Annotated in this window: 2 protein-coding genes (1 of these 2 cut by a window edge); both read left to right on the top strand. The window is 75.4% G+C overall.

Annotated elements, in window-relative coordinates:
- Positions 1 to 3,952: the end of an amino acid adenylation domain-containing protein gene (locus ABZ385_RS16080; protein WP_358911816.1), read on the top strand. 19,313 nt of this gene lie to the left of the window's left edge; the window shows 3,952 of its 23,265 coding nt (coding positions 19,314–23,265); its start codon lies off the left edge, out of view; the stop codon is at positions 3,950 to 3,952.
- Positions 3,949 to 13,161, top strand: a complete 9,213-nt coding sequence (locus tag ABZ385_RS16075) for an SDR family NAD(P)-dependent oxidoreductase (RefSeq protein ID WP_358911815.1) — start codon at positions 3,949 to 3,951, stop codon at positions 13,159 to 13,161. The genes ABZ385_RS16080 and ABZ385_RS16075 overlap by 4 nt, the downstream gene beginning before the upstream one ends.

Genomic DNA, 13,161 nt, shown 5'->3' with positions numbered 1-13,161 from the left:
CACGCCCTGCTCGCTCGGCTCCGTCAAGCCCAACATCGGCCACCCGCAGTGCGCGGAGGGCATCGCCGGAGTCATCAAGACCGTCCTGATGCTCCGCAACCGCGCCCTCGTGCCCTTCCTCAGCGGGCAGCAGCCCCTGGAGCACTTCGACCTCACCGCGACCCCCCTGCGCTTCGAACGCACGCTGGTCCCCTGGCCCGACGCCCCGCTCGTCGCCGCCGTCTCCAGCTTCGCCGACGGCGGCACCAACGCCCACGCCGTCCTGGCCGGACGGGAGGCGACAGGGGCCGGGCGCCGCGAGCCGCTGGAGCGCCCGCGCCTCAGGCGGCGCCCCCTGCCCGCCGCCGGCCCCGAGCGCTTCGCGATCATCGGCATGGCCGGGCACTACCCCGGGGCGGACGACCTCGCCGCGTTCTGGACGAACCTGAAGGACGGCAGGGACAGCGTCCGCGAGGTGCCGGCACGGCGCTGGACGCCGGGGGAGGGGGACGGCTCGCGCTGGGGCGGGTTCCTCGACGACGTCGGCCGCTTCGACGCCGACTTCTTCAGGATCTCCCGCCCCGAGGCGGAGATCACCGACCCGCAGGAACGCTGGTTCCTGCGGACCTGCTGGGAGGCGATCGAGGACTCCGGGTACACCCCCGCCGGGCTCGCCGAGCCCAAGGGCCCGGACCGGCGGCGCGCGGTCGGCGTGTTCGCCGGAGCCATGCACAAGGACTACACGCTGGTCGCCGCCGAGGCGGACACGCCCGTGCCGCTCAGCCTCAACCAGGGGCAGATCGCCAACCGCGTCTCCTTCGTCTGCGACTTCCACGGCCCGAGCATGACGGTCGACACCCTGTGCTCGTCCTCCCTCACCGCGGTGCACCTCGCCGTGGAGGCACTGCGCCGCGGCGAATGCGAGGTCGCCCTCGCGGGCGGCGTCAACCTCTCCCTGCACCCGGGCAAGTACCGCACCTACGGCGCCGTCGGCATGCACTCCTCCGACGGCCGCTGCCGCTCCTTCGGCGAGGGCGGGGACGGCTACGTGTCCGCCGAGGGCGTCGGCGCGGTCGTCATCAAACCGCTCGCCGCCGCCGAGGCCGACGGCGACCACATCTACGCCGTCATCTCCGGGACCGCCGTCAACCACGTCGGTGCCGTGAGCGGGTTCAGCGTGCCGAGCCCCGTCGGACAGGCCGCCGTCATCTCGGCGGCGTTCGACGCGGCGGGCGTCGACGCCCGCTCCATCGGCTACCTGGAGGCGCACGGCACCGGCACCTCCCTGGGCGACCCCATCGAGATCCGCGGTCTGACCACCGCCTTCGGCCGGCACACCCAGGACCGCGGTTTCTGCGCCCTCGGCTCGGTCAAGTCCAACATCGGGCACGCGGAGTCCGCCGCCGGTGTCGCGGGCCTCACCAAGGCGGTGCTGCAACTGCACCACCGCACCCTGGTGCCCTCCCTGCACGCGGACACCGTGAACCCGCTGCTCGGCCTCGACGAGACCCCCTTCAGGCTCCAGCGCGCCACCGAGGCGTGGCCGGCGCCGCCCGAGGGGCCGCGCCGCGCGGGCCTCAGCTCCTTCGGGGCCACCGGAGCGGGCGCGCACATCGTCCTCGAGGAGTACGTGCCCCTCGCCGACGCCGTGCCGTCCCGCACCCCCGAAGGACCCGTCCCCGTGCCGCTGTCGGCACGCACCGAGGAGCAGCTGCGGCAGCTCGCCGCGCGGCTGCGGGACGCGCTCACCGACGGCCCGGCCGGGCCGCTGCGCGACATCGCGTACACCCTCCAGGTCGGTCGGGCCGAGTGGCCCGTGCGGGCGGCCTTCGTGGTGCGTGACACGGTCGAACTGGCGCGCCAGCTGGGCGAGTTCGCGGACCACGGGGTGCGTCCGGTGCTCGGTGCCGGTGAGCCGCACGAGGTCGCGCGACGGTGGGCGGACGGTTCCGCGGTGGACTGGAGCGCCCGCTACGGCGAGGACCGGCCGCGCCGGGTGGCGCTGCCGACGTATCCGTTCGCGGGGGAGTGGCATTGGGTTCCCACGGGCGGGGCCGCCGCCGACGCCCGGACCGTGGAGGCACCCGTCGAGGCGCCCACCGAGGTGCCCGTCGTGCCGCCGAACGGGCTGCTGAGCGTGGTGCGCTGGACGGAGGCGCCCGTCGCGCCCGCCGCCGGGCCCGCTCCCCGCAGGGTCCTGATCGCCGCCGACGATCCGGGGACCGGGCTCGCGGGGGCACTGGCGGCGCACTACCGGCGCGTCGGCGCCACCGAGGTGATCGAACGGCCACTCGACGACCCCTTCGCCCTGACGGGGACGGCACCCGATCGGGTCTTCCTCGTCAGCGGTCCAGGCCAGGGTGTCGGCGCAGCCTCGGCCGGGCCCGAACTGGCCCTGCTGCGGCTGGTCAAGGCCGTCCAGCGGCTCGACGGCGCACGCACGGACCTCTGCGTCGTCACCCAGGACACCCAGTCGGTCGCCGGTGAGCCGAGCGCCGCGCACGGCGCGGGCCTGGCCGGTCTCGCCTACTTCGTGGCGCGTGACTCCGGCCGCTTCGCCGTACGCAACCTGGATGTGGCCGGCGCCGACCTGCGCACGCCCGAGGGCCGTGCCGCGGTGGCCGCCCTGGTGGCCGGCGAACCCGCCTCCCCGGCCGCCGACCTGGTGGCGCTGCGGGGCGGGCGGCGCCACCGGCAGCAGACCGCACCGGTGCCCCCGGCCGAGGCCGCCGCACCGGGCCTGCCCGGCATCCGGCCCGGCGGCACCTACGTGGTGGTCGGCGGCAGCGGCTTCGTCGGACGCGTCGTCAGCCGCCACCTCATCGACCGCTACGACGCCAAGGTGGTCTGCGTCGGACGCCGCCCGCAGAGCGACCCCGCGGTGCGCGAGGCGCTCTACGGCGACCGCGTCGGCTATGTGCAGGGCGACGTCACCGACCCGCGCCAGGCACGGCGGGCGATCACCGAGGCCAAGGGGCTGCTCGGCGAGATCCACGGCGTGCTGTTCGCGGGCGCCACCCGCATCACCGGGGCGCCGGGCGCCCTCGCGGACCTCGGCGAGGAGGAGTTCCGGGCCCACTACGAGATCAAGGCGGCGGGCGCGCGGAACGTCTACGAGGCCGTGGCGGACGAACCGCTCGACCTCCTCTGCTACTTCTCCTCGGCCCAGGCCTTCTCCTTCGGCGGCGCGGGCACCCACGCCGCCTACGCGGCCGGCATCACCTCGGCCGACGCCTTCGCCAGGGCCGTCGCCCCGGGCGCCGCCTTCCCGGTCGGCATCGTCAACTGGGGAGCCTGGCGCGCCTCGTTCGGCGAGGCCGCGCGGGACTACCCGACGCTCGGCTTCCTGGACGACGACGAGGGGGCCGCCTGCTTTGACACAGCGGTGCGGCTGCTGCGGGCGGGCCGCCACCGGCAGGTCATCGGGATGCGGGCCCCGGCGCCGGTCACGGCTCGGGGCGCGGAGCGGAGCGGGGCCGCCGACGGGCGGCGACCGAGCGCGCCCGTCGCCCACGACCGGCGCCCCGAGCTGCGCGGCCTGCTCGTGGCACGCCTCGCGCGGACCCTGCGGGTGCCGAAGGAGGAGCTGTCGCCATCGACGGCCTTCGCCGACCTCGGGGTCGACTCGATCACCGGCTCCACCTTCGTCGCGGCCATCGCCGAGGAGCTGGGCATCGAGCTCAACGCGGCCGCCCTGTACGAGTTCTCCTCCGTGGAGCGGCTGGCCGACCACCTGAACGACCTGCTGGCCCCGGCACCCCAGGAGCCACCGGCACCCCACGAACCACCGGCACCCCACGAACCACCGGCGCCCCAGGAGCCACTGGCGCCATCAGCGCAACCGGAACCGCCGGCGACCGCGCCGGACGACCTGATCGTGAAGTTGGAGGCACGGTTCGCGGCAGGAGAGCTGTCCGCCGCGGAAGTGCTCGACCTGCTCGACGCAGAGCTGGCCACGAGGGAGCAACGATGAGCAGCGCTAACTTCCGCGACATCCTCGACGGGTACGTCAAGGGCGCGGTCGGCGCGGAGCAGGCACGCGGTCTCCTCGACGCGCGCCGCGAGGACCAGGGCGAGAAGCGGGGCCGGGTGCCGGAGGCGGCGGCCGACGCCGCCGACCGCCCCGACCGTTCGCGGATGCTGGACATCGCGGTGGTCGGCATGGCCGGGCAGTTCCCGGGAGCGCCGGACGTACGCGCGTTCTGGCGCAACCTCACCGAGGGCCGCGTCGGCTACGGCGAGCTGCCCGACCACTACATCGCCCCCGACGACCCGGCGGGCTACCGCTGGGGCGGCGCCCTCACCGAACGCGACCACTTCGACGCGGAGTTCTTCGGCATCCGGGCGCACGAGGCCGATCTGATGAGCCACAACCAGCGGCTGCTGCTCCAGGAGAGCTGGCACGCCCTGGAGGACGCCGCGATCGACCCGACGTCGCTCGCCGGCTCCCGTACGGGCCTGTTCATCGGCGCCGAGCCGACCGGTTACCCGCACGAGTCGTTCACCGGCGCCTCCGACGCCCTGGTGGCCTCCCGACTCTCGTACTTCCTCGACCTGCGCGGCGCCGCCCTCGTGGTCAACACGGCCTGCTCCTCCTCCCTGGCCGCCGTGCACCTGGCCTGCCAGAGCCTGCGGTCGGGCGAGTCGTCCCTGGCGCTGGCCGGCGGCGTCAACGCGGGCCTGGACGCGCGCGGCCTCGACCTGCTCGTGGAGAGCGGCGCGATGTCACCGAGCGGCGAGTGCCGCACCTTCGACGCCGGCGCCAATGGCACCGTCTACTCCGAGGCGGTGGCCGTCCTCGTACTGAAGCGGCTCTCCGACGCGGTGGCCGACGGCGACCACGTCCACGGAATCATCCGCGCCACCGGCATGAACCAGGACGGCGCGAGCAACGGCATCACGGCCCCGAACGGCGCCGCCCAGGAGGAACTGGTCCTCGACGTGTACCGCCGCTTCGGCGTCCCCGCCGAGCGCGTCGGATACGTCGAGGCGCACGGCACCGGCACCGCGCTCGGCGACCCGGTGGAGGCCAACGCGCTGGTACGGGCGTTCCGGCGGCTCACCGGTGAGCGCGGGTTCGCCGCCCTCGGCAGCGCCAAGGCGCACATCGGCCACACGGGCGCCCCCGCCGGGGTCGTCGGCATGATCAAGGTGCTGCTCTCGATGCGGTACGGGCGCCTGGTCGGCATGCCGACGCTGCGCGACCTCAACCCGCTGATCGACCTCGCGGACTCCGCGTTCGTCGCCGACGCGGCGGCCGGCCCGTGGCAGCACCCCGACGGCCTTCCGCTGATGGCCGCGGTGAACTCCTTCGGCCACAGCGGGACCAACGCGCATGTCGTCGTCGAGCAGTACGTGCCCGCGCCCGTCGCGGGGCAGGGGCAGGGGCGTCGCGAGGACACGTCGCCGCAGGTCGTGCCGCTGTCGGCGCGTACCCCCGAGCGGCTGCGCGCGTACGCGAAGAACCTCGCCGCGTACCTCGCGGACGCCACCACCTCCGCCTCTGCCGTCGCCGGCCCGTCCGCCGCGCGTGCGGTGGAACCGGCGCGGGTGTGCGCCGTGGTGGCCGACGTCCTGGGCGTGGACGCCGAGGAGATCGACCCGGACGAGCCCCTCGACTCCTACGGGGTGCGGCCCGAGCAGTTCGGCCGCATCGGCGAGGCACTGGACGCCGGGTTCGGCGGCCACATCGACGGCGATGCCCTGCACGAGGGCAGCACGGCGGCCGAACTGGCGCGGCTGGTCGACGCGGGCCGGCACACCGCCCAGGACGACCGCCCCGAGGGCGCGCCGCCCTCACTGGCCGATGTGGCGCGCACCTTGCAGCTCGGACGCGCGGAACTGGCGGCGCGGGCGGCGCTCGTCGTACGGGATCTGGACGAACTCGTCACCGCCCTGCGCGCGCTGGCCGAGGGCACCGAGCTGCCCGACAACTGCTGGCTGGGCGAGGGCGACGGGCGGTCCGACGTCGCGCGGCTGTTCGCCGACGACGAGCTGCGCGAGGCCGTGGGCAAGTGGCTCGAACGCGGCAAGCTGACCCGTGCCGCCGAGCTGTGGGTGCGGGGCGGCCCCGTGGACTGGGCCGTACTGCACCGGGGTGGCACGCCGACGAGGATCCCCCTGCCCGGTTACCCCTTCGCCGAGACCCGCCACGGTATTCCCATGACCCCGGTGGCTCCCGCTTCCCGTCCCGCTCCTGCGCCCACGCCCGCTCCCGCGTCCGTGGCTGCTCCGGTGGCCGTCGCGGCGGCGCCCGTGGCGGAGCCGGTGCCCGCCGGGCGGACGGAGCGGCGTCCCGAGCGGCTGGCGGAGGCGGTGGAGCAGCGGATCGCCCTGATGGCCACGGAGTTGCTGGGCGGCACGGAGGGCGACGGCGAGATCGACCCGGGCGAGCAGCTCGACCGCTACGGCATCGACTCCGTCACCCGCACCCGCCTGAACCAACTCCTGAGCGAGGCGTTCCCGGCAGCGTCCCGCACCCTGTTCTTCGAGTTCGCCAAGGTCGAGGGCGTGGCCGGGCACCTCGTCGAGCGGTTCCCTGATGCCTGCAGGGCGTTCCTGGGGTGGAGCGGGGAGCCGGCGCCCGCGGAAGCGGCCGGCCAGACCGGGCCCGTATCGGCTTCCGGGTCGGACGAAGCCGGCGCGCCCGCGTCGGCCGAGCGCGGTGAGGTCATCGCCCCCGCCCCCGCTTCGGCGGATGTTGTCGCCCCCGCCCCCGCTTCGGCGGATGTTGTCGCCGACACCCCCGCCGACGCCGACGCCGACGCCGAGACCGCGACGGCCGTCGATCTCGGCCTCGACGACTTCGACGGTGCCATCGCCGTGATCGGCATGAGCGGCACCTTCCCCGACGCCCCCGACCAGGACAGCTTCTGGCAGCTGCTCATGGAGGGCAGGAGCGCCGTCACCGAGATACCCGGGCGCCGCTGGGACTGGCGCGAGCACTACGACCCGCGGCCCGAGGGCGCCGACGTGGTGCGCAAGAGCCACTCCAAGTGGGGTGCCTTCCTCGACGGGTTCGACGCGTTCGACCCCGCTCTGTTCGGCTTCACCGAGCAGGAGGCCCGCAACACCGACCCGCAGGTGCGCCTCTTCCTCCAGGAGTGCTGGAAGGCCCTGGAGGACGCGGGCCATGCCCCGTCGAAGCTCCCCGCCGGCGTCCGGGGCCGCATCGGCGTCTTCGCGGGCGGCGCCAAGCACGGCTTCACGCAGCTCGGCGCCGAGGGGCGCCTGGAGATGCCCCGCACGTCGTTCGGCGACATGGTCAACAGGGTGTCGTTCCAGTTCGACCTCGGCGGCCCGAGCAAGGCCGTGGACACCGCCTGCTCCTCGGCCCACGTCGCCCTGCACGAGGCGGTCGAGAGCCTCCGCTCCGGCCGCTGCGACCTGGCGCTCGCCGGGGCGGTGAACCTCTACCTGCACCCCTCCACGTACGTCGAACTCGCCACGGTGGGGCTGCTGTCCGACCGGGACGACTGCGCGTCCTTCGGCGCCGAGGCCGCCGGGATCGTCCCCGGCGAGGGCGTCGGCGTGGTGCTGCTCAAGCCGCTCCGGCACGCGCTGCGCGACGGCGACCCGGTGCACGCGGTCATCCGCGGCAGCGCCGTCAACCACAACGGCCGCACCATCGGCTTCACCAGCCCCAGTTCCCAGCGGCAGGCCGAGGTGATCCGTGCGGCACTGCGCGACGCCCGCGTGGACCCGCGCACCGTCGCCTACGTGGAGGCCACGGCGAACGGCTCCGAGATCGGCGACGCCGTCGAGATGACCTCCCTCACCCAGGTCTTCGAGGACCGGCAGGACGCGCGCGGGCCGTACCGCATCGGCTCGCTGAAGCCCAACATCGGCCACGGCGAGGCGTCCGCCGGCATGGCGCAGCTCTTCAAGGTCGTCCTCGCCCTGCGGCACCGCACGCTGCCGCCCACCCGGCTGCCCGACGAGTACAACCCGGCCATCGACATCGACCGGCTCCCCTTCGAACTGTCCGGCACCTCCGTGCCCTGGGAGCAGGTCACGGTCGACGGCGTCCCCGTACCGCGCCGCGCCGGGATCACCGGCCTCGGCGGGGGCGGCACCAACGCGCACGTCGTCCTGGAAGAGGCGCCCGAGCCGGCCCGCCGCCCCCGGTCCGCCGGGCGCGGTCCCGTCCTCTTCGTCCTCTCGGCGCACACGCGCGAGCGCCTCGACGCCTACGCCGACCTCTGGCTCGACTTCCTCGGGCAGCGGCCCGCGGCCGCCCTGGCCGACATCGCGTACACCCTCCAGGTCGGCCGCACGGACCTGACCCACCGTCTCGCCGTCATCGCCTCCGGCGCCGAGGAACTGCGCGGGCACCTGACCCGGTGGCGCCGGGGCCGCCCCGGTGACGCGGTGTTCTCGGCCACGGCCGCCCGGGTGGACGCCTCCGGGCTCGACGCCGCCCTGCGCGCACGCGACCTCGCCCGGGTGGCGGACCTGTGGGTGCGCGGCGCGGTCGTCGACTGGGCCGCACTCCACGCGGACGCGGACGTGGACACGGACGGCGACGCGGCCGGCAGCGGGAGCGGCACGCCCGTACGGGTGCCGGGGCTGCCGACGTATCCGTTCGAGCGCAGGATCTGCTGGGTCGACGCGCCCGCTCCCGCCGCACAGGAGCAGACCCCCGTCCCCGCCGCCACCGAACACCCCTTCGTCACCTCCCGGGTCCAACTGGCGGACGGCAGCACCGTGTTCAGCGGAGAGGTGTCGCTCGCCACGCACCCGTGGATCGCGGACCACGCGGTCTCCGGCACGGTGCTCTTCCCCGGCACCGGCTTCGTCGAGATGGCGCTGCACGCCGGCCGGACGCTGGGCTGCGGACGCCTTGAGGAACTCACCCTCGAGGCCCCGCTCACCCTCACGGAACAGGAACAGGAACAGGAATCGGGCGGTGTCCGGCTCCAGCTCGTGGTGGGGGCGCCCGACGCCACGGGCAACCGACAGCTGGAGGTGCACTCGCGGCCTCTCGCCGACGACGGGGCGACACAGCAGCGGCCATGGACACGGCACGCCGCCGGACTGCTCGCATCGGACGACACCGACGCCGGCGCGTCGGACGACACCGAGGCCGGATTCGCGCGGGAGGCGTGGCCGCCGGTCGGCGCCGAGCCGATACCGGTGGACGACTACTACCAGGTGATGGCCGACGCCGGGTACGCCTACGGTCCCGCGTTCCGCGGGCTGCGCGCGGTCTGGCGGCGCGACGACGAGGTCTTCGCCGAAGCCACGCTCGACGACGCCCCCGACGCGGCCCGCTACGGCGTGCACCCCGCGCTGCTCGACTCCGCCCTGCACGCCATGGGCTTCGGCGGCTTCGTCCGGGACGGCGGCGGACTGCTGCCCTTCTCCTGGACCGGCATGCGGTTGTTCGCGGGCGGCGCGGCCTCGGTACGGGTGCGGCTCACCGGCGCCGGTACCGACGCGGTCTCGGCCGCGGTCGCCGACACCGCGGGCAGGCCGCTCGCCGTACTGGACTCGCTGGTGCTGCGCCCGTTCACCGGTACCTCCCCCCAGCCCGAGCCCGTACGAGCCGCCGCCCTGCCCGACGAACTGCTCCGCCTGGAGTGGACGCCGCTCACACAGGCCGACGCCGCCGAGGGCACCTTGGCCGTGGCGGGACCGGACGCCCTCGGGCTCCGCGAGGCACTGCGGGACGCGGGCGTCGACGTGGCGGACGAGGCGGAGAACTCGCTGCTCTCCCTGGGCGCCGGACCGGCGGCCGACCTCGCGGCCGGGATGACGGCCGCCACCGCGCGCGCCCTCGACCTCGTGCGGACCTGGCTGAACGACGAGAGCCGGGCCACGGGACGCCTCGTCGTCGCGACCCGGCGTGCCGTCTCCACCCACGTCGGCGAGGACGTCGAGGACCTGGCACACGCCCCGGTGTGGGGCCTGCTGCGGGCCGCCCAGGCGGAGAACCCCGAGCGGCTGCTCCTGGTCGACATGGACGATGATCGGACGTCCGCCGCCGCGCTGCCCGCCGCGGTCGCGTCGGCTCTCGCCGCCGGTGAGTCGCAACTCGCCCTGCGCGCGGGCCGGGCCCTGGTGCCCCGCCTCGTCCCGCTCGGCTCGGACGGCACGCTCGTACCGCCGGGGGACGGCACCGCATGGCGCCTGGACACCAGCGGCGCCGGCACGCTGGAGAACCTCGCCCTGCTGCCCTGGCCCGCCGCCGACGCCCCGCTCGGCCCCGGCCAGGTGCGGATCGAGGTGCGGGCGGCCGGCCTCAACTTCCGTGACGTGCTCGGCGCGCTCGGCATGTACCCCGGCGAGCTGACACTCGGCGCGGAGGGCGCCGGAATCGTCCTCGACGTGGGCGCCGACGTACGTCACCTCGCCGTCGGCGACCGCGTGATGGGCCTCTTCCCCAGCGGCCTCGGCCCGGTCTGCGTGGCCGACGCGCACACGGTCGTGACGATGCCCGACGGCTGGTCCTACGAACAGGCCGCGGCCGTCCCCGTCGCGTTCGCCACCGCCTACTACGGCCTGGTCGACATGGGGGGCCTCAGCTCCGGCGAGTCGGTCCTCGTGCACGCCGCCGCGGGCGGCGTCGGCATGGCCGCCGTGCAGCTCGCCCGCCACCTGGGCGCGGAGGTCTTCGCCACCGCGAGCGAGGGCAAGTGGGACGCCGTACGCGCCCTCGGCGTACCCGAGGACCACCTCGCCTCCTCGCGCGACCTCGGCTTCGAGGAACACTTCCGCGCCGTCACCGCAGGGCGGGGCGTGGACGTCGTACTCGACTCGCTCGCCCGCGAGTTCGTCGACGCCTCACTGCGGCTGCTGCCGCGCGGCGGGCGGTTCGTGGAGATGGGCAAGACCGACATCCGGGACGCGGCGCAGGTCGCGACCGAGCACTTCGCCGTGCGCTACCGGGCGTTCGACATCGTCGACGCCGGGCCGCGCCGCATCGGGGAGATCCTCGCCGAGATCGTCGGCCTCTTCGAGCGGGGCGTCCTGAGCCACCTGCCCCGGCGCGCCTGGGATCTGCGGCGGGCGCCCGAGGCCTTCCGGTTCATGAGCCAGGCCCGGCACGTCGGCAAGATCGTGCTGACCGTGCCGCGCCGCCCGGACCCCGCCCGCACCGTCCTGATCACCGGCGGTACGGGCACCCTGGGCGGCATGCTCGCCCGGCACCTGGTGACCGAGCGCGGCGCCCGGCACCTGCTGCTGCTCGGCCGGCGCGGCCCCGACGCGCCCGGAGCGGCCGAGCTGGCCGCCGAACTCCGGGCGGCGGGCGCGGAGGTGTCCGTCGTGGCCTGCGACGTCGCCGACCGGCAGCGGCTCGCGGAGGTGCTCGCCGCCCTCCCCGCCGAGCATCCGCTCGGCACCGTCGTGCACACCGCGGGGGACCTCGACGACGGGGTCTTCGACGCGCTGACCCCCCAGCGGCTCACCCGGGTCCTGCGGCCCAAGGCCGAGGGCGCCCTGAACCTCCACGAGCTGACCCGGGAGGCCGACCTCGCCGAGTTCGTGATGTTCTCCGGCGCGGCCGGCGTCCTCGGCAACCCCGGGCAGTCCAACTACGCGGCCGCCAGCTCGTTCCTGGACGCCCTCGCCCAGCACCGCAGGGCGCAGGGGCTGCCGGGCACGTCACTGGCCTGGGGGTACTGGGAGCAGGCCACGGGCCTCACGAAGCACCTGAGCGAGGGTGACACGGGCCGGATGGCCCGCGGCGGGCTGCTGCCCCTGCCCTCCGCGGATGGTCTCGCCCTCTTCGACCTGGCCCGGGGCGCGGACGAACCCCTCCAGGTCCCCATGCGCCTCGACCTCGCGGCGCTGCGCGCGCAGGCGGAGTCGGGGGAGGGCCACCCGCTCCACCGCGCCCTGCTGCGGGACGCGCCGCGGACGGCCGCGGTCACCGCCGACTCCGCCCGGCCGGACAGGGGCATCGACGGGCTCGCGGATCTCTCCCCGGACGACCAGCTCACGCTGCTCCTCCAGCTGGTGTGCGAGATGGTCGGCTCGGTCCTCGTGACTGACCCGGCCACCATCGGCCCTGACACCGGCTTCGTCGAACTGGGCCTGGACTCCCTGACGGCGGTGGAACTGCGCAACCGCCTCAACCGCGTGACGGGCCTGCGCCTCCCCGTGACCCTCGTCTTCGACCACCCGGCACCGGGACCCCTGGCCGCGTACCTGCGCCGCCGCCTGACGAGCGGGGGCAAGGGCGGCAACCGGGCCAAGCCGACGGGCGAGGCCGCGACCGGGGCGACGGCCGGGGCCGTGGCCGGGGCCGTGGCCGGGGTGACGGCCGAGGCTGTGGCCGGGGTGACGGCCGAGGCGACGGCCCAGGCACAGCCGGTGGCCGAGCCGGCACCCGCCTCGGCATCGGCACCCGCCTCCGCACCGGTCTCCGCCCCTGCGTTCGCACCCGCGCAGCCATCGGCCGAGCCCGAGGCGACGACCCCAGCCCCGACCCCAGCCCTCGAACCGGAGCCCGCAGCGACGGCCCCGGCCCCGGACTCCACCCCCGCCCAGGCCCCCGCCCCCGGGCCCGCCCCGACCCCCCTCACCGACCACCCCCTCCTCGCCTCCGCCGGTCTGGAAGACCTCGGCGCCGTGCTCGACTTCGGCTGCCGGGACGTGGCCTCGCTCGTCGGGCTCGCCGGCGCGCACCCCGCGCTCATCGTGCACGGCGTGACGTGCGACAAGGAGCTCGCCGACCGGGCCCAGCGGGACCTCGGTCGGCGCGGTCTCGACGGCCGGGTCGGGCTGTTCCACCGGAGCGGGCCGCTTGACCCCTTCCCCGGTCAGTACGACCTGGCGTACGGCATCGACGCCGGCTACCGGGTGCAGGACAAGCAGGCGCTCCTCGCCCGGCTCGACGCGGCCGTCGTGGACGGCGGCCGGCTCCTCCTGGCCGACTACCTGTGCACGCTCAGCGGTGATCTCGTCGACCCCGGCGCCGGGATCAGCGTCCCCACCGCCGCCACCTGGGCCGAGGTCTTCGCGCACAACCGCTTCGTGGTCGAGGAGACGCGCCCCGACGACTCCGCGGCGCACACCCCCGACCCCGACCTGGCGGAGCCGCTGCGGCGCGGCTGGATCGCACGCCGCCTCTTCCACCTGCGCAAGGCGGCCTCCGGCAGCACGGAGGACCGCCTGCGGACCAACCGGGCACACCTGGCCGAGACCACCGCGCCGCCGCGCGCCCCGCGGAGCTGA

This window comes from Streptomyces sp. NPDC005898, from assembly GCF_040629635.1.
Classification (GTDB): Bacteria; Actinomycetota; Actinomycetes; order Streptomycetales; family Streptomycetaceae; genus Streptomyces.
The sequence above is the reverse complement of the archived record's forward strand: the minus strand, read 5'-3'. Positions and strand labels throughout refer to the sequence as shown.